This window comes from Methylobacterium bullatum (genome assembly GCF_014845095.1).
Lineage (GTDB): Bacteria > Pseudomonadota > Alphaproteobacteria > Rhizobiales > Beijerinckiaceae > Methylobacterium > Methylobacterium bullatum.
In genome coordinates this window covers 1-16,494 of sequence record NZ_NKUG01000035.1, presented here as the reverse complement: position 1 = coordinate 16,494, position 16,494 = coordinate 1, and the positions used below count along the sequence as shown (strand labels likewise).

Genomic DNA, 16,494 nt, shown 5'->3' with positions numbered 1-16,494 from the left:
TCGGATGGCAGGGGCATGCCCACTACGGTCTTGAGGCGGTCCGTGATCGGGAGGCGGATAGTGTGCGAGCGCGGCTACCGGCCGGTCACCCAGGAGGTGGGGACGATCCAGGCAAAGCGGTCAGCGATAGCCGCAAGGGCGTTGCGCTTAACCTCTTCCGCGGCGATGGAACCGCTCCCTGCCGGCAGGGAGCGGGTTGCTGTCGCATCGGCCACGACGAAGCTCTCATAACTCCGATCCAGTGCCGAGCGGGCGGTTGCCTCCACACACATGTGAGTCATGAAGCCGGCGAGGATTAACAGGCCGCGCCGCTCGCGATGAAGAATGTCGTCGAGATCGGTTCCTGCAAAGCTGTTGGGAAGGCGCTTCGTCACGACCATCTCGTCCTGTATCGGGGTCAATTCGGGTATGAACTCGGCTCCAGCCGACCCCTCGGCGAAGGCGGCCGAATTGGCTTTGGCCACATGCCGGACATGGATCACCGGAACGCCGTTCGCATGCGCCCAATCCCGTAGTTCCACGATCCGAGTAACGGCTGGATCGAACCCCGGCAGAGGTAGCACGCCGGATCGATACTCCTTCTGCGCATCGATGATGACGAGCGCGGCACGAGTCTTGTCCAAGGCCGGGGGGCGGGCTCCCGCTATTTCCAAGAGGGTGCGTGGGGCGACGGCAGGCGTAGACAGAGCCAGCAATACGGCGCCAAGCAACATGTTCGACATGGAATCATCCTCCGCCGAACGGGGTACCACCTGGGCTGCTGCACAAAAATGAGCAGTTTCACCCAAGTCTTGTACGGAAATGAGCAGCATGTCCGAACGGGATATCGATTGGGATGACTTGCGTATTCTCCACGCCGTGGCGATGGAGGGCTCGCTCTCGGCATCGGCACGCAGGCTCGGTGTCAGTCATGCCACGGTCAGTCGCCGTCTGGCCCGGTTGGAGGAAGTGCTCGGCCTGCGCTTGGTGGACCGCATGGCGACGGGAGCCATCCTCACTACGGCGGGCCGGGAGCTCGGCATCTTGTCGGCACGCATGGCCGACGATGCCGTTTCATTGATCAGGCATGCGAAAGGAGCACGGCAACTCCTGTCGGGCGAAGTTGTGGTGGCGGTGACACCGGGCCTCGCCAATGAGGTCGTCGTGCCGGCGCTGGCGTCCCTTGGCACGGAACATCCCGGGATCGTCCTGACCATCGCGAGCGGCGTCCCGCTGGTCTCCCTCGACCGGCTCGAAGCCGATCTCGCGATCCGGCTGACGCGACCTGAGGAGGGTTCGCATGCTCGTCGGCGCCTTGGAATCATGCGCTTCGCTCTGGTCGCCGCGAAGACTTACGACCCCGGCAATGCCCGTCGCCGGTTCATCGGCTACTCGCACCGCTTCGATACGCTGCCACAACAGCGTTGGCTGATCGAGCAGGCCGGCAGCGACGGGTTCGCGGCTCGGATCGACGACATCACCGGACAGCGGGCAGCCGCACTGTCTGGAATGGGGATTGCGCTGCTTCCCGAGTTCATGATCGGACCCTTCGAGGGGCAGCTCCAGCGCCTCCCCTTCGATGGCTCTCTTCCGACACGCGAAATCTGGCTCGCGCAGCATCAGGACATCCGCAAGGCGCCGGCCGTCAGGATGGTGGCGGATCGGCTTGCCGAGGCATTCGAACGCGATGACCGGTTCTGCGAGGCACACCATCGCTGATCTGCGCTAACGGCCCCGCCGTCTTCGAGCGTTCGCAAAGCAGCAGAGCACAAATGAAAACGGCGGCTCCTGGGAGCCGCCGTTCGTTGTGTGAATGGTAATCCGCTCAGTTGCTGGCGAGGTGCGGCATCGGGTCGACCGGTGTCGCACCCTTGCGGATCTCGAAGTGCAGCTGGGGCGAAGTCACGTTGCCCGAGGCGCCGGACTTGGCGATGGTCTGGCCGCGCTTGACCTTCTCGCCGGGGCGGACGTCGAGTTCGCCGTTATGGGCGTAGGCCGAGACGTAGCCGTTGGTGTGGCGAACCAGCACCAGCTTGCCGTAGCCCTTCACGTCCGAGCCGGCATAGGCGACCGTGCCGTCCTCGGCGGCCTTCACCGCCGTACCCTCGGGCACCGAGATGTTGATGCCCTCGTTGCCGCTGGTGCCGTAGCCCGAGATCACCCGGCCCTTGGCGGGCCAGCGGAACGACTGGTCGGGCTCGGCGGCGGGAGCCGCGACGGAGCCGGTGCTGGCGGGCTCGGCCTTTTCGGGCACGGGCGTCAGTGAGGCGACCTTGACCGGCGCGGTCTTGGCCTTGGCGGCTGCCAAGTCGGCGGCCTTGGCCTCGGCGACCTTCTTGGCCGCATCTTTGGCGGCTTCGGCCTTGGCGAGCTTGGCCTCGGCGTCTGCGGCCTTGCGGGCGGCCTCGGCCTTCGCCTTGGCGGGATCGACCTTCGGAGCCTCGGCCTTGGCGACCTCGACGGGCTTCTTCGCCTCGGCGGCCTTCTTCACCTCAGCGACCTTCTTGGCCTCCGCGAGTTTCCTGGCTTCGGCCGCATGCTTGGCATCGGCCGCGAGCTTGGCCTCCGCCAGCTTCTTGGTTTCCACGGCGCGCTTGGACTCCGACGCCTTGTTCGCCTCGGCGATCTTTTTGGCCTCGGCGGCAGTCTTGGCCGCAGCCAGCGTCCGGGCTTCGGATTCCTTGCGGGCGGCTTCCTGGCGGACGCTGTCCTGGCGCGCGGCCTCGGCGCGGGCAGCCTCGGCACGAGCCTTCGCTTCCGCGGCCTTCGCCTCGGCGGCCCTGGCCTCCGCGGCCTTGGCCCCGGCATTGAACGGGATGCGCGGCGGGGGCGCCGCAGGAACGGTGCGCGGCGTCGCGACCATGCCGCGGCCGGCATCCGGATTCATGCCCGCAGGATTCATTCCCGAGGGGTTCATGCCGGAGACCATCCCGGAGGACGGCGCGGTGGAGGCGACGCGGCCCGTGGCCATGGGAGGCGTCGCGGCCAGCGGACGCGGCGACATCGGCGCACCGAGGGCCTGCGACTGGATCCTGGGGGTCCGTACCGCCGGAGCCGGAGCCATCTCGCCGTCATCGGGCAGGCTGCCCGTGGCGCTCGGCTCACTCGAAACATTCGAGGCGAAGGGGTTCCCGAAGGGGTCGCCCAACCGCGACGCATCGGTTGAGCATCCGGCGGCACTGCCGCCGATCACACCGATGAGCGCGAAACGCGACAGCGTCCTCAACCCTAGACCAGTCCCGCGAACCCGCATCGACGCACCTGTTTGCCTGACGCAACTTGATGACGTCATTCAAACGGGATTCAGGTTAAACAACCGTTCCCGTTCACCACGTTTTCGGCGTCGAAGGAACTTTCCTGGCAGGCACGTCCCGGCTCGATCCAAATCGACCGCGGCTGTGCCCGGCGATAAGATCGTGATGGATCAAGGGTTTGGGTCCCTGGATCCGGGCCTGCTCCTGTTACCTAGAGAACGAAGGCTCTGCCGGGTGTGAGGGGCGCCAGCCTTAATTGGACGCCGAGATTTTTAACGACGGCGCCCTCCCCGCCCCGATCGGCGAGGACGAGGCGCGCGCCGCCCGACTGCGCGAGAGCGCCCACCAGCCTGCCGCCGGGCGCCAGGAGGGAGTCGAGATGGGCGGGCATGGCCGGCAGGGTGCCGTTGACCAGGATGCGGTCGAACGCCCCCTCCCCTGCGACGTCGGGATCGAGGCCGTCGCCGACCTCCACACGGGCGATCACCCGGTCCTCCGGGTCGAGGGCCGAGACGGCATCCTCCGCCAGGGTGGCGTAACGCTCGACGCTCAGGATGGAGGCGGCGCCGAGGCGGATGAGCAGGGCGGTGACGTAGCCCGAGCCGGTGCCGATCTCGAGGATGCGGGCGCCGGGCTTCACCTTCAGGGCGGTGAGCATCGCGGCGACCACGGTGGGCGCCGACATGGTCTGTCCGCAGGCGAGCGGCAGGGCCACGTCCCGCCGGGCGAGATCCCGGTGCTCGCGGGGCGCGAAACGGGCGCGGGGCACCCGCTCCATCGCCCGCAGGGTATCGGTGTCGCGCACGCCGAGGCCGCGCAGGGCCATGACGAAGGCGGCATCCTCGACCGAGCCTTCCATCGTCATGGACGTCGTCTCACGGCTGTGTGCGGATGGTCCGATTCCCGGAACGTCCGCGATCCGGCATCGGGGCGCCGACACGCGGTCGCGCTTGCGCCGCGCGAAGGCCGGGGCGTCTCACTCGGCGAAGGCCTGGGCGAAGCGCGTCAGCGTCGGCTCGTCGGTGAGATCGAGGCGCAGCGGCGTCACCGAGATGCGATTCTCCGCGATGGCCCTCAGGTCGGTGCCGTGGCCGGGCTCGAACCGCGCCTTGGCGAAGGCGAGCCAGAAATACGGGTTGCCGCGTCCGTCATGGCGCGCATCGATGGCGAGCAGCGCCTGATTGCGCATCCCCTGCGCGGCGACGGAGGTGCCGACGACCTCCTCGGGCTCGCAATCGGGGAAGTTGACGTTGACGACGATGCCGGGCTCGATCCCGATCTCCAGGATCTTCTTCACCACGCCCGGCCCGTGATGGGCGGCGCAGGCCCACTTGATCGCCCCGCGCCCGCCGGCGCCGTAGGCCTGGCTCAGGGCGATGGAGCGCACGTTGAGGATGGTGCCTTCCATGGCCGCCGCGATGGTGCCGGAATAGGTCACGTCCTCGGCGACGTTCTGGCCGCGATTGACCCCGGACAGGACGAGGTCCGGCCCATGGTCTTTGAGGATGTGGCGCACCCCCATGATCACGCAGTCGGAGGGCGTGCCCTTCACGGCGAAGCGCTTCTCGGAGACCTGGCGCAGGCGCAGGGGATCGTTGAGCGACAGGGAGTGCGAGACGCCGGACTGATCGCTCTCGGGCGCCACGACCCAGACGTCGTCGGACAGGGTCCGGGCGATGCCCTCCAGGGTTTCGAGGCCCGGCGCGTGGATGCCGTCGTCGTTGGTGACCAGGATGCGCATCAGCTCTTGAGCCCTTCGATCTTCTCGATGCCGCCCATGTAGGGCTTGAGAACCGACGGGATGGTGACGCTGCCGTCCGGGTTCTGGTAATTTTCCATCACGGCGATGAGGGCGCGGCCGACCGCGACGCCCGATCCGTTGAGGGTATGCACGAATTGTGCGCCCTTGCCCTCCTTCGGGCGGTAGCGCGCGTTCATCCGCCGCGCCTGGAAGTCGCCGCAGACCGAGCAGGACGAGATCTCGCGAAACGTCTCCTGCCCTGGCATCCAGACCTCGATGTCGTAGGTCTTCTGGCTGGCAAAGCCCATGTCGCCGGTGCAGAGCGTCATCACCCGGTAGGTCAGGTCGAGCTTCTTCAGGATCGCCTCGGCCGAGCCGAGCATCCGCTCGTGCTCGTTGGCGGATTGATCGGGCGTGGTGATCGAGACGAGCTCGACCTTGTTGAACTGGTGCTGGCGCAGCATGCCGCGCGTGTCGCGCCCGGCCGACCCGGCCTCGGCGCGGAAGCACGGGGTCAGCGCGGTGAAGCGTAAGGGTAGCTCGTCCTCGGAGAGGATCGATTCACGCACGAGGTTGGTGAGGGGGACTTCGGCCGTGGGGATGAGCCAGTGCTCCTCTCCGGCCCGGAACTGGTCGTCCCGGAACTTCGGCAACTGCGCAGTGCCGAACATCGCCTCGTCGCGCACCAGGATCGGCGGCGCCACTTCGGTGTAGCCGTGCTCGCCGGTGTGAAGATCGAGCATGAACTGCCCGAGCGCCCGCTCCAGCCGCGCGAGCTGGCCCTTGAGCACCACGAACCGCGCGCCGGACATGCGCGAGGCCGCCTCGAAATCCATCAGGCCGAAGGCCTCGCCGAGCTCGAAATGCTGGCGGCCGGTGGCGAGCTTGGTCCGGCTGCCGGAGAAGGCGCGGTGCTCGACATTGCCGTGCTCGTCGGCGCCTTCCGGCACCTCCGGGTTCGGGCGGTTGGGGATCGCCGCGAGGCGGTCGTCGAGGACTTTGCCGGCCTCCGTCTGGGCCGCCTCCAGGGCGGGCCCCTCCTCCTTCAGCCGCGCCACCTCTTCCATCAACTCGGCGGCACGCGCCTCGTCCTTCGCCTTCTTCGCGCCGCCGATCTCCTTGGCCAGCGCGTTGCGCCGCTCCTGGTTGGCCTGCGCCGCCGAGGTGGCGGTTTTGCGCGCGTCGTCGAGGGCGATCAGCTCGGCCGAGAGCGCGTCGAGGCCGCGACGGCGCAGGGCTTCGTCGAACGCTTGCGGATTCTCGCGGATGGCGCGGATGTCGTGCATGGGCGGCTCGGTTCGCTGTGAGTCGCCGACGCTTTGCAGCATCGGGGCGACCCCGACAAGGCCGGGCATGAGTCGACGGAGCATCCCCGATATCCCCTCATCCTGAGGCGGCACAGCGCAGCGCAGCCCTCGAAGGAGGCCTCCAGACACCAAGTTGCGGACTGGAGGCCTCCTTCGAGGCCGCTTACGCAGCACCTCAGGATGAGGGGGGGGGGGATGGCGTTTATGTGGCGCCTACGGCTCCAGCCCTTCCGCGACCCGCTTGGCTTTGCGGCGGCGCTCGACGCGGGCCACCGAGAAAATCGAGGCCTCGTAGAGAAGGAGCATCGGCAGGGCCAGCGACAGCTGCGAGATCACGTCGGGCGGCGTCAGGATCGCGGCCGCCACGAAGACGAGGACGATGGCGTAGCGGCGCTTCTCGCGCAGGAAGACGGTGTCGATCACGCCGATCTGGCCGAGCAGGGTGAGGATCACCGGCAGCTGGAACGCCAGCCCGAAGGCGAAGATCAGGGTCATGATGAGCGAGAGATATTCGTCCACCTTCGGCAGAAGCGAGATCGTCGCTTCGCCCGGCTGGCCGACTTGCTGCAGGCTCACCGAGAACTGGATGAGCAGCGGCATCGCCAGGAAGAACACCACCAGTGCGCCCAGAACGAAGAAGATCGGCGTCGCCACGAGATAGGGCAGGAAGGCCTGACGCTCGTTGCGGTAGAGGCCGGGCGCGACGAAGGCGTAGATCTGCGTCGCGATGACCGGGAAGGCGAGGAAACCCGCGCCGAACACGCTGAGCTTGATGTTGGTGAACACCTGTTCGAGGAAATGCGTCGCGATGAGCTGTGCCTTCTCCGGGCCGACGATGGAGACGTAGGGGTGGAGCAGGATGTTGTAGATGTGCCGCGAGACGAAGAAGCACGCGAAGAACATCACGACGAAGGCCGCCAGGGACTTGATCAGCCGCGAGCGCAATTCGATCAAGTGGTCGAGGAGCGGCGCGCGCGATGCCTCCACCTCGGATTCGTCGACCGGATCGATCATGAGGCAGCGCCGGGCTCGGTAGGCTTGGTGGAGGGTTCGGTCGGGGCCATGGCAGTCCGGGGCGGGAGATCGGGCAGCGCGTAATCCGGCGGGGGCGGTGGCTCGACGTGCGCCGGCTCAGCCGATGCGGGAGCCTGGATCGACGGCTCGGACGGCGCGGGCGGGTCGTTCTCGGCGAGCTTGGCGGCCACGTTGGCCAGGGGCTGCGTGCTCGATTGCGAGCGTCCGTCCACGGCGCCGCGGATCTCGTCGCGGATGGTCTGGACCGGATTGAAGCTCGGCCCCATCGTACTCGCGGAACGCTTGATACCGTCGACTTCGCGGCGGACCTCGTCGAACTCGGCCTCGCGGATCGCCTCGTTGAACTGGGCATGGAACTCGCCGGCCATGCGACGCATCTTGCCCGTCACCTGGCCCACGGTGCGCAGGGCTTTGGGAAGATCCTTGGGCCCGATGACGATGAGGGCGACGCCGCCGATCAGCATCACCTCGCCCCAACTCATGTCGAACATGGTGTCGCTCGTCCCGCGGCCGATGGCCTATGCCTCGTCACGACCGACGGCCTAGCATGGTTCACGCAAGACCGATCTCCGTCGGGCGATTTCGCTCACACGAACTTCGGGCGATCCCGTCCAGGACCGCCGATGTCGCCTTGACGGTCTCAGACGACCTTGCGGTCGGCCGACACGTGGCTGGCGGTGGCCGGCTCGCCCTGGTGAGGCAGGGTGCGAACGGGCTCGCCGTTGCTCGGCGGCGGCACGGCCGGCGCCTGCCCGGCCGGCGTCTCATCCTCGGCCATGCCTTTCTTGAAGGCCTTGATACCCTTGGCGACGTCGCCCATCAGGTCGGAGATCTTGCCGCGCCCGAACAGCAGCATCACGATGCCCGCGACGATGATCCAGTGCCAGATACTCATGCTGCCCATGGCAAACTCCTGCGCCCATGCGGTCGCCTGCCCAGCGACGCCCTCTCACGACGGATTGTCGGGAAACTAGGGATGGGAGGAAGCGAACACAAGAACCACGGGGTCTCTGGCCACGGCATTCGCGGCATCTGAGGCAATTGTGCAGTGCGTCATAAACGCGTCGGGAGCATCGCGCTCATGCCTGGGCGGAAAGGCCTGCCTCGAAGCGCGAGCGCGCCTCGGCGACGTCGAACTCCTCCTGCGGTGCGAGCCGGGCCAGGGCGGCCTCGGCGCGGCGCAGGGCTTCGCCGGACAGGATCGGCGTGCCTTCGAGAACGGCCTGCATCTCTTGCCGATCGCCGTTGCAATGGAGAGCGACGTCGATTCCGGCGGCGAACGCCTTCTCGGCCTTCTCGCGAAAGGTGCCGTCCAGTGCCTTCATCGAGAGGTCGTCGGTCATGAGCAGTCCGTCGAAACCGATCAGGCCGCGGATCACCTGTCCGATCACCACGCTGGACTGCGTGGCGGGATGGTGCGGGTCGAGGGCGGCGTAGACCACGTGGGCGCTCATCGCCATCGGCAGGTCCGCCAGGGCGCGGAAGGGAACGAAATCGTGGGCGGCCAGGCTCACGCCCTCTGCCTCCACCACGGGCAGGTCCATGTGGCTGTCGCAGGCGGCGCGGCCGTGACCGGGGATGTGCTTGATGACGGGGAGGACGCCCCCCTCCATTAGCCCCTCGGCCACCGCGCGCCCCAGGGCGATGACGGCGTGCGGATCGGTGCCGTAGGCGCGGTCGCCGATGATGTCGTGGGCGCCGGCCACGGGCACGTCGAGAACGGGCGCGCAATCGACGTTGATCCCCACCGAGGCGAGATCGTATGCCATCAGCCGCGCGCCGAGGCGCGCCATGGCGATGCCCGACCCGTCGAGCCGGCCGAAACGGGCGCCCGCCGGATAGGACGGCCAGTGCGGCGGCCCCATCCGCTGCACCCGTCCGCCCTCCTGGTCGATCAGGATCGGCGTGTCGGCCCGGCCCGTCGTGGCCCGCAGCGCATCGGTCAACGCCCTCACTTCGTCCGGCGAGCCGATGTTGCGCTTGAACAGGATGAAGCCCCAGGGCTGCGCATCGCGGAAGAACGCGGCCTCCTCGTCCGAGAGGGTCCGGCCGGCACAGCCGAGGATCAGGGCGCGAGTGGTCATGGGGGATGCTGCTCGGCTTGAATGGACAGACGATCCGAGGGACGTCCGCCCCTGCTCTTGCCGGTCGCGGCGGCCCTCGCCCGGGCGGGGCTCGCACGAAGCGCTACCGGGATGCGAGGTGTCGACGATCGCCTTCGAGGTCTTCGCTTCGGCTCCCTCGGCCTGGAATCCTCAGGCCCGGATCCCGAAACTCAATTCCCTTGGCTCAGTTCTTGGCCACGAAGCACTGGCCGCCTGCACCCTGCAGTTCGGTGCAGAGGGTGGTGGCTTCGGCCTTGGCCAGGGGTCCGACGCGGACGCGGTAGATCGTCTTGCCGCTTACCTCGGCCTGACGGATCAGGGCGGGCTTGCCGGAGAGCTGGCTGAACTTGCCCTGCATCTGCTTGAAGGCGGCCTGAGCCTCGGCCTCGCTGGTGCGCACCCCGAGCTGGACCGAATACCCGCTGACGGGCGCGGTCGAAGCCGCCGGAACGGGGGCGGGCGTCGGCAGGGCGGACGTCGCATCGGGAGCGACGGCGCTAACGCGCTGCGGGGCCTTCACGCGGGGAGCGGGGGCGGCCTGCTCGGGTACCGCAGTTTCGTCGGCCACTGCGGGCGTCGCCGTCGGCAGCTTTCCGACACGCGGATGCATCGACCCGCTGGTGGAGCCGCCGTTATCGCCCGGAAGCGTCATCGTGGGGATCACGGATTGGGCGGCGGAAGCCTCGCGCTGGGGCGGCGGCGGAGGCGTATCCGGCTTCACTGAGACGGTCCGCACCCGGCGTGGCTCGCCGAGGGTTTCGGTGAGGGGGGCCGTATTGCCGCCCTGCCCGGTCGAGGGCGTGGCTCCGCCCTCCCCGGCGCGCTGGGCGGAACGGGCGGCCTGCGCGACGTCGACCGGCTGCTCTTCGCGGTTGACGATGCGGATCTGGCCGTCCTTGGCGTTGCGATCGTAGATCTGCTTGTTCTGGTCGGGAATCTCGACGCCGTCCGCCTTCTGCGGGGCGATCTTCAGCGGAGCCTTGTCGGCCAGGATCGTCGGCACGGTGCCGTCGCCCTGGCTCGAATGCAGGCCGCGCCAGGTGAGCGCGCCGGTGACGCAGACCACCAGCACGCCGAGGCCGGCACCCACGGAGACGAGGCGGCTGCGCTGGCGGGGCCGTTCGGCCGCGCGGTTGAGGCGGTCTTCCTGCTCCGGCGCATAGGCCTCCGATCCGCGGGGATCGTGGACCCCGTCGGCATAGGCGCTGTGATCGACGGAGGCGAGATACTGGTCGAAGGCATCGGCCGGATGAGCCGAGAGCGAGGCCTCCGATTCGGACTGGTACTGAGGATGCTGGGCGTAGGCCGCAGGCGCAGGTGCATAGGCCGCAGGTGACCCGGAATGGGCCGACGGGGCGGCTGCCGGTGCCTCGTCGTGGAAGATCGGCTCCCTCCGCCCGCCCTGGCCCTGCGGCTGGGGCGCGGTACGGGAATCGCGGGCTTCGAGGAGGGCGCGGAAGGGGTCGTCCTGGCCAACGATGCGGGCGAGTTCCGCCAGCGGATCGGGCTTGGCCGCAGGCTGGCCCTGCGGCTGGGGCGGCGTCGTGGGCTGCAAGTCACGCGCGAAGGCGTCGAAATCGACAGGCGCTCGCGAAGCGTTCGTCGTCATGGCAGCATTCCTCTTCACGCCGAGATCACCTCACCGCATTTCATCCGGCGCGGTGACACCCAAGACCGCGAGGCCGGAGGCGACGACGCCTCTCAAAGCCTCCACGAGGGCCAGTCTTGCCCGTGTCGAGTTTCGGTCGTTTGGATTAATAAACCGTAATTGCGGCAGGTCTTTGCCTTTGTTCCAGAAACCATGCAGGGAACTTGCCAGCTCGTAGAGGTAGAATGCCACACGGTGTGGCTCGTGTGCCGCCGCCGCCGCTTCGATCACCCGCGGGTATTGGGCGATGAGGCGCATGATCTCGATTTCCGCGGAATCGGCCAGCAGCGTCAGATCCGCATCCGCGAGGCCGGCGACGGAAAAGTCCTCGCCGGGCATCGCTTCGCGCGCCTGCCGGAACACCGAGGCGCAGCGGGCATGGGCGTACTGGACGTAGAAGACCGGGTTGTCCTTGGATTGCTCCACCACCTTGGCGAGGTCGAAGTCCAGGGTCGCGTCGTTCTTGCGGTAGAGCATCATGAAGCGGATCGCGTCGCGGCCGACTTCGTCGACCACCTCGGCGAGGGTGATGAATTCGCCCGCGCGCTTGGACATCTTCACTGGCTCGCCGGCCCGAAGGAGCCGCACCAACTGGCATAGCTTGACGTCGAGGGTGGCGTTCCCGTCGCTCACCGCCTTCACCGCCGCCTGCATGCGCTTGACGTAGCCGCCGTGATCCGCGCCGAGGACGTCGATCAGGTCTGTGGCGCCGCGCCTGATCTTGTCGCGATGATAGGCGATGTCCGAGGCGAAGTAGGTGAACGAGCCGTCCGATTTCAGCAGCGGCCGGTCGACGTCGTCGCCGAACTCCACGGTGCGGAACAGGGTCTGCTCGCGGTCCTCCCAATCCTCGGGCAGCTGGCCCTTCGGCGGCGGCAGCCGGCCTTCGTAGACGAGGCCCTTTTCACGAAGCTCCGCCAGAAGAGCGGGCACCGCCTCCTTCAGGGTGGCTTCCGAGAAGAACACGTCATGGTGGATGCCGAGCCGGGCGAGATCGCCCCGGATCAGGTCCATCATCGCGGCGATGGCATCCGCCCGCACCTGCGGCAGCCAGTCGGATTCCGGCGTGTCGAGGAGTGCGCGTCCGTGCGTCTCGGCGAGGGCCTTGCCCACCGGCACGAGGTAGTCACCGGGATAGAGGCCTTCGGGCACAGGGCCGACCTCTTCGCCCAGCGCCTCGCGGTAACGCAGGAACGCGGAGCGGGCGAGCACGTCCACCTGCGCACCGGCATCGTTGATGTAGTACTCGCGCGTCACGTCGCGGCCGGCCGCCACGAGCAGGTTGGCCAGCGCGTCGCCGAACACCGCCCCGCGGCCATGGCCCACATGCATCGGCCCGGTGGGGTTGGCCGAGACATATTCGATGTTGACCTTGCCGCCGGGCAGGTGGGCTCGACCGTACTCGGTGCCCTCGCCGAGCGCGGCACGCACGACCTCGTGATAGGTCTCGGGCGTCAGGCGCAGGTTGATGAAGCCCGGTCCGGCCACGCTCGCCTCGATCACGCGGGGATATTGCCGGAGCTCCGCCGCAAGCGCTTCGCCCAGCGCCTTCGGATTGGTCCGGGCCTCCTTGGCGAGGACCAGGGCGGCATTGGTGGCGAGGTCGCCATAAGTGGCATCGCGCGGCGGCTCGACCACCACGCGGGAGAGATCGAGCCCCTCGGGCAGCGTCCCGGACCGGATCAGGCTCTCGAGCGCCTCGCGTACGCGCGTCTCGAAGGTGGCGAAGATGTTCATGGGATATCTATTCCGCTCGCGCCAAGCCGCATCGTCACGACGGCCTGCGCCTCAATGCGGCGGCATACCAATGCGGGGGGCAGGTGTCACGGGAGGCCGCCCATCGCCCTTTGCTGCCCCCATCAGCCCGGCGCTTCAGAACCAGGCGCGCCAAGCCTCCCACTCGGCCACGGCGCCGGCCAGGGCCGCGTAGCCGCCGGCATTGGGGTGGGTTCCGTCCCCCGCCGCGGCCTCGCTGGTCCATGCATCGGATCCCGTGGCCACGCCGAAGACCGGCAGGAACGGAACACCCAGTCGGGCGCAGAGGGGAGCGATGTCGCGCGACAGAGCCAGGATTCGTGCATCCGTCGAGGGATCGTCGCAGACGGGAAGCGGGCCGATCATCAGGGTTTTTCGCCAACCGGCGGCGTCTGCGAGAATTGCCCGTGTTGCATCGAGGGAGCTGTCATGGGCGACGCGGGTTCGGCCATCCATGAGGGTGCAATCGTTTGCGCCGAACGCGAAAACGAGCCGGCCGTCCAGCCCCTTGGGCAGGCGGGCTTCGGCCTCGCCGCGCCAGCGGCCCTGAATGTCGAGGCTGGTGTCGCGGCGAATGCCCAGATTGTAATGCGTGACGTCCCAGCCCGCGCGACGGGCCTCGGCACAGAGACGGCCCGTCCATCCGAGACAGGTGTCGTCACCGACCCCGTTCACGAAACTGTCGCCGATGAAGCAGATGCGCATGGATCGTCCCGACATCCCGGCCCTACCCCTCCGCCAGCGGCAGGCCCCGGCTCTCGGGACTCCAGTGCAGGTCCGGCGTCGTGGGAAACAGGCGCTTGTGGGCGAGCACCGCGTAGGTGTCGGTCATGCCGGCGATATAGTCGGCCACCCGGCGGGCGATGCGCCCCTCCCCCGCCGCCTCGAGCCCGGCCCGCCATTCCTCGGGCATGCGGGCAGGGTTCGTGCTGAAGGCATCGAACAGGTCCGCGACGATGATGTCCGCCTGCGCCCGCACCGCCAGCACGCTCGGGTGGCGGTACATCCGCGCGTAGAGGAAGCGCTTGATCGCGGCATCCGCCTCCTCCAGGGCCGGCGAGAAGGAGACGACCGCCTCGTCGGCCGCGCGGATATCGGCGACGGAAGCCGGTGCCAGGGCCTCGATCCGCCGGGTGCTCTCGGCGATCACGTCCTCGACGAAGCGGGTGATCACGCGCCGCGCCAGTTCGTGGATCTTTCGCGATTCCTCGAGATTCGGGTGCAGCGCGTCGATTTCGTCGAGGATGTCCCGGAGGAAGGGGACGCCGTCGAGATCCGACAGTTCGAACAGGCCCGCCCGCAGACCGTCGTCGAGGTCGTGGCTGTCATAGGCGATATCGTCGGCCAGAGCCGCCGCCTGTGCCTCCGGCCCGGCGAAACGGGCGAGGTCGAGGTCGTTCTGTGCGTTGTATTCGAGGATGGCGGCGGGAATGCCCCGTGCCGCCCAGCGCGGGGTCGGGTCGCCCTCCTTCGTGAGGAGCGGGCCGTTGTGCTTGACGAGGCCCTCCAGGGTCTCCCAGGCGAGGTTGAGCCCGTCGAACCCGGCATAGCGCCGCTCGAGCCGGGTGACGATCCGCAGGGCCTGGGCATTGTGGTCGAACCCGCCGTGAGCGGCCATGAGGGCATCGAGCGCGTCCTCGCCGGTATGGCCGAAACAGGTGTGGCCGAGGTCGTGGGAGAGTGCCAGCGCCTCCGCGAGATCCTCGTCGAGGCCGAGCGCGCGGGCCAGCGCACGGGCGATCTGGCTGACTTCGAGGGTGTGGGTCAGACGGGTGCGGTAATGGTCGCCCTCGTGGTGGACGAAGACCTGGGTCTTGTGCTTGAGGCGGCGGAAGGCGGCCGAATGGATGATCCGGTCGCGGTCGCGCTGGAAGTGGCTGCGTGTGGGCGAGATCGCCTCCGGGATCAGCCGCCCGCGCGTGGCCGCCGGATCGGTGGCGTAGCGCGCCCGCCAGCGTTCGCCCCTGTGCCGCACGTCACCTCCTGAATGCGCCATCGCGCGCAACGATCATCCCGCGTTGCAGCGCGTCTCTACGGCGCATATCTTGTGTGGGCTAGCGCTTCTGGCAATCGACAAGAACCCAAGAGCATCACGATGGCCGACATCACCCTGACCCCCCGCGCGGCCAAGCGCATCAACGAGATCATGGGAGCCGAGCCTCCCGGCGCGTCCCTGCGGATCAGCGTGAACGGCGGCGGATGCTCGGGCTTCTCCTACGCCTTCGACATCGAGCGGGCGCGGGCCGAGGACGACGTGGTGATCGAGCGGGACGGCGCCACCGTCCTCGTCGATCCGGTTTCCCTCGAATACATGAGCGGATCGACCATCGATTTCGCCAACGACCTGATTGGCCAGGCCTTCAAGATCGAGAATCCGCAGGTCACCTCCTCCTGCGGCTGCGGCACCTCGTTCTCGCTCTGAGGCTTCGTCATTCCGTCACAGCACGGCGTGAGGCAGCGCGATTGCCTCGCCGTGGAAAAAGCGGCACGGATGCGGTTCGGCGCGGCACCGTTGCACGAAGCGCCTTTTTTCGCAGCGCCCCGGATCCGCTCATGATCGTCCCACAAGGTCGTCCCTTTCTCATGCGGACGGCTGGCCTTTCGGTCTGCGCCCTCCTCGTCTTCGGCGGCGGCGGCCCGATCGGCCCCTTGCCGGCCTCGGCGCAGGAAGCCGCCTCCGCCGTGCAGGACGTCACGCTCCAGAACGTGACGATGACCTTCGGCGGCACGGTCCTCACCGCGCCGCAGGTCATCGTCAGCGGCACGCGCCTGACGAAGGACGACCTTCTCGCCCTGCTCAGATCCGGCCCCGAGCCTCTGCCAGCGCGTCTCGCGAAGTTCGATGCCGCGAGCATCGTGATTCCCGAGCTTCGCTCCGAGATACGGGTCGGCCCCAGGACCCAGACCGTGATCTACCGCGACGTGACTGCCAAGGATGTGCGCGGCGGCCGCATCGCCCAGGCGGCAGCGGCGGGGGCGACGGCTGCCGAGGCGGGAGGCGGCGAGAAGCGCAGCGCCAGCTACGGCCGCATGGAGATGCGGGACGTCGATCTCATGGCGATGGCGCGTCTCTACGGTGAGGCCGGCGATGCCAAGAGCCCGATGATGCGCCTCTATGGCGCGTTCTCGGTCTCCGATACGCTGATGGAGGCCGACGGCACGGTGGTGAAGGTGGCGCGCATCGAGGGCACCGACCTCAGCGGGCGCCAGATTCCGGCGACCTGGACGGGCGCGCTGGACGCGATGGCGCGCGCGGACCAAGCTCAGGGCAATCCCGCCGACAGGGCGAGAATCTTCGGGGTGATGGCGGACGTTCTCGACGGCTTCTCCGTCGGCTCGGTCCAGGCCACCGGGCTCACCATCAGCCAGACGAAGGACGGCGAGCCCGTATCGATCGGCATGGGGCGCATGGTCCTGTCCTCCGGTGGCCTCAGCATGGAAGATCTCGGCTTCACCGCGGGCGATGCCGCCGGAAAGCTCGCGCGCTTGAGCGTCGCGGGCTTCTCCTTTGCCCCGACCGTGGTGGCCATGCGCAAGCTTTCGACCCAGGCCGGGGAGCCCACCGAAGCGGATTTGCGGCAGATGACGCCGGCGCTCGGCACCCTGGCATTCAAGGATCTGAGTCTCGACCTGCCGCCGGACGAGGTGCCCGCTTCGCCCAAGCCCCCCG

Annotated in this window: 15 protein-coding genes and 2 pseudogenes; 4 read left to right on the top strand and 13 right to left on the bottom strand. The window is 68.2% G+C overall.

The window, feature by feature from the left end:
• Nucleotides 1-74: 74 nt before the first annotated feature.
• Nucleotides 75-722 (bottom strand): cysteine hydrolase family protein, encoded by a 648-nt coding sequence (locus MBTS_RS04550; RefSeq protein WP_238253897.1) that lies wholly within the window; start codon nt 720-722, stop codon nt 75-77.
• Nucleotides 723-801: 79 nt separating this feature from the next.
• On the opposite strand from MBTS_RS04550, the pseudogene MBTS_RS24210 reads away from it, so the two are divergent.
• A pseudogene (locus MBTS_RS24210) lies at nt 802-999 on the top strand (helix-turn-helix domain-containing protein); the annotation flags it as partial.
• 36 nt (nt 1,000-1,035) lie between these two features.
• On the top strand, nt 1,036-1,698 hold the full coding sequence (locus MBTS_RS04545) for a LysR family transcriptional regulator (protein WP_238253899.1): 663 nt from the start codon (nt 1,036-1,038) through the stop codon (nt 1,696-1,698).
• Between the two features lie 106 nt (nt 1,699-1,804).
• Here MBTS_RS04545 and MBTS_RS04540 read toward each other — a convergent pair whose 3' ends face one another.
• The 12 genes from MBTS_RS04540 to MBTS_RS04485 form a co-directional block, all read right to left on the bottom strand.
• Nucleotides 1,805-3,232 (bottom strand): murein hydrolase activator EnvC family protein, encoded by a 1,428-nt coding sequence (locus MBTS_RS04540; RefSeq protein WP_192215178.1) that lies wholly within the window; start codon nt 3,230-3,232, stop codon nt 1,805-1,807.
• 212 nt (nt 3,233-3,444) lie between these two features.
• A complete protein-coding gene (locus tag MBTS_RS04535; protein ID WP_147830327.1) occupies nt 3,445-4,098 on the bottom strand; it encodes a protein-L-isoaspartate O-methyltransferase family protein in 654 nt (217 codons plus the stop codon).
• A gap of 111 nt (nt 4,099-4,209) precedes the next feature.
• Nucleotides 4,210-4,974, bottom strand: a complete 765-nt coding sequence (gene surE, locus MBTS_RS04530) for a 5'/3'-nucleotidase SurE (RefSeq protein ID WP_147830325.1) — start codon at nt 4,972-4,974, stop codon at nt 4,210-4,212.
• Nucleotides 4,974-6,260 (bottom strand): serine--tRNA ligase, encoded by a 1,287-nt coding sequence (gene serS, locus MBTS_RS04525; protein WP_056149417.1) that lies wholly within the window; start codon nt 6,258-6,260, stop codon nt 4,974-4,976. Before serS ends, surE begins: the two co-directional genes overlap by 1 nt.
• A 234-nt stretch (nt 6,261-6,494) precedes the next feature.
• Complete coding sequence (gene tatC / locus MBTS_RS04520; RefSeq protein ID WP_018043522.1) at nt 6,495-7,295, bottom strand: twin-arginine translocase subunit TatC; 801 nt, start codon at nt 7,293-7,295, stop codon at nt 6,495-6,497.
• Nucleotides 7,292-7,807 (bottom strand): Sec-independent protein translocase protein TatB, encoded by a 516-nt coding sequence (gene tatB, locus MBTS_RS04515; protein ID WP_056149410.1) that lies wholly within the window; start codon nt 7,805-7,807, stop codon nt 7,292-7,294. The genes tatC and tatB overlap by 4 nt, the downstream gene beginning before the upstream one ends.
• Nucleotides 7,808-7,956: 149 nt before the next feature.
• Complete coding sequence (locus tag MBTS_RS04510) at nt 7,957-8,220, bottom strand: twin-arginine translocase TatA/TatE family subunit (protein WP_018043520.1); 264 nt, start codon at nt 8,218-8,220, stop codon at nt 7,957-7,959.
• A gap of 175 nt (nt 8,221-8,395) precedes the next feature.
• Nucleotides 8,396-9,400, bottom strand: a complete 1,005-nt coding sequence (gene nagZ / locus MBTS_RS04505; RefSeq protein ID WP_147830321.1) for a beta-N-acetylhexosaminidase — start codon at nt 9,398-9,400, stop codon at nt 8,396-8,398.
• Nucleotides 9,401-9,605: 205 nt separating this feature from the next.
• The gene (locus tag MBTS_RS04500; RefSeq protein WP_192215177.1) at nt 9,606-11,030 is read right to left on the bottom strand and encodes an SPOR domain-containing protein; all 1,425 of its coding nucleotides are present in this window, start codon (nt 11,028-11,030) and stop codon (nt 9,606-9,608) included.
• Nucleotides 11,031-11,060: 30 nt separating this feature from the next.
• Entirely contained in the window at nt 11,061-12,806 is a 1,746-nt protein-coding gene (gene argS / locus MBTS_RS04495) for an arginine--tRNA ligase (RefSeq protein WP_192215176.1), read from the bottom strand.
• 135 nt (nt 12,807-12,941) lie between these two features.
• Nucleotides 12,942-13,529, bottom strand: a complete 588-nt coding sequence (locus tag MBTS_RS04490; RefSeq protein WP_056149402.1) for a GDSL-type esterase/lipase family protein — start codon at nt 13,527-13,529, stop codon at nt 12,942-12,944.
• 22 nt (nt 13,530-13,551) lie between these two features.
• Nucleotides 13,552-14,820 carry a deoxyguanosinetriphosphate triphosphohydrolase gene (locus MBTS_RS04485; protein ID WP_192215175.1) on the bottom strand — a complete coding sequence of 423 codons (1,269 nt, stop codon included), beginning with the start codon at nt 14,818-14,820 and terminating at the stop codon, nt 13,552-13,554.
• A 99-nt stretch (nt 14,821-14,919) separates the two neighbouring features.
• On the opposite strand from MBTS_RS04485, the gene MBTS_RS04480 reads away from it, so the two are divergent.
• Complete coding sequence (locus MBTS_RS04480; RefSeq protein WP_018043514.1) at nt 14,920-15,246, top strand: HesB/IscA family protein; 327 nt, start codon at nt 14,920-14,922, stop codon at nt 15,244-15,246.
• Nucleotides 15,247-15,377: 131 nt separating this feature from the next.
• Nucleotides 15,378-16,494, top strand: a pseudogene (locus MBTS_RS04475) (hypothetical protein); the annotation flags it as partial.

What these genes read in the sequence shown, in the direction of transcription:
- MBTS_RS04550 (WP_238253897.1), bottom strand. Translation starts at nt 722, where the DNA reads ATGTCGAACATGTTGCTTGGCGCCGTATTGCTGGCTCTGTCTACGCCT.
- MBTS_RS04545 (WP_238253899.1), top strand. Translation starts at nt 1,036, where the DNA reads ATGGCCGACGATGCCGTTTCATTGATCAGGCATGCGAAAGGAGCACGG.
- MBTS_RS04540 (WP_192215178.1), bottom strand. Translation starts at nt 3,232, where the DNA reads ATGCGGGTTCGCGGGACTGGTCTAGGGTTGAGGACGCTGTCGCGTTTC.
- MBTS_RS04535 (WP_147830327.1), bottom strand. Translation starts at nt 4,098, where the DNA reads ATGACGATGGAAGGCTCGGTCGAGGATGCCGCCTTCGTCATGGCCCTG.
- surE (WP_147830325.1), bottom strand. Translation starts at nt 4,974, where the DNA reads ATGCGCATCCTGGTCACCAACGACGACGGCATCCACGCGCCGGGCCTC.
- serS (WP_056149417.1), bottom strand. Translation starts at nt 6,260, where the DNA reads ATGCACGACATCCGCGCCATCCGCGAGAATCCGCAAGCGTTCGACGAA.
- tatC (WP_018043522.1), bottom strand. Translation starts at nt 7,295, where the DNA reads ATGATCGATCCGGTCGACGAATCCGAGGTGGAGGCATCGCGCGCGCCG.
- tatB (WP_056149410.1), bottom strand. Translation starts at nt 7,807, where the DNA reads ATGTTCGACATGAGTTGGGGCGAGGTGATGCTGATCGGCGGCGTCGCC.
- MBTS_RS04510 (WP_018043520.1), bottom strand. Translation starts at nt 8,220, where the DNA reads ATGGGCAGCATGAGTATCTGGCACTGGATCATCGTCGCGGGCATCGTG.
- nagZ (WP_147830321.1), bottom strand. Translation starts at nt 9,400, where the DNA reads ATGACCACTCGCGCCCTGATCCTCGGCTGTGCCGGCCGGACCCTCTCG.
- MBTS_RS04500 (WP_192215177.1), bottom strand. Translation starts at nt 11,030, where the DNA reads ATGACGACGAACGCTTCGCGAGCGCCTGTCGATTTCGACGCCTTCGCG.
- argS (WP_192215176.1), bottom strand. Translation starts at nt 12,806, where the DNA reads ATGAACATCTTCGCCACCTTCGAGACGCGCGTACGCGAGGCGCTCGAG.
- MBTS_RS04490 (WP_056149402.1), bottom strand. Translation starts at nt 13,529, where the DNA reads ATGCGCATCTGCTTCATCGGCGACAGTTTCGTGAACGGGGTCGGTGAC.
- MBTS_RS04485 (WP_192215175.1), bottom strand. Translation starts at nt 14,820, where the DNA reads ATGGCGCATTCAGGAGGTGACGTGCGGCACAGGGGCGAACGCTGGCGG.
- MBTS_RS04480 (WP_018043514.1), top strand. Translation starts at nt 14,920, where the DNA reads ATGGCCGACATCACCCTGACCCCCCGCGCGGCCAAGCGCATCAACGAG.